Annotated in this window: 1 pseudogene; it reads right to left on the bottom strand. The window is 45.1% G+C overall.

Features of this window, described 5'->3' with window-relative positions:
- Nucleotides 1-237, bottom strand: a pseudogene (locus tag AAEY88_RS15420) (cobyric acid synthase CobQ); the annotation flags it as partial.

The following is a 237-nucleotide window of genomic DNA, read 5'->3' on the forward strand; positions in this document are numbered from 1 at the left end:
TGACTTGGGCGCCAGTGTCTGAACTTGGCTTTAATAATACGGGGTTAAAATCTGTATGGGGTGCTAAACCACAAGCAATAGCTTGCAATGCTTGGGCTCGGCCAATTTCACCGCCATCGGCAGTTACAGCACTATTTAACGCCATATTTTGTGGTTTAAAAGGCGCGACATTAATATTTTGACGGGAAAATAAACGACATAAACCGGCAACAAGCGTGCTTTTACCCGCATCAGAGG

Source organism: Psychrobacter sp. CAL346-MNA-CIBAN-0220 (assembly GCF_040309805.1).
Classification (GTDB): domain Bacteria; phylum Pseudomonadota; class Gammaproteobacteria; order Pseudomonadales; family Moraxellaceae; genus Psychrobacter.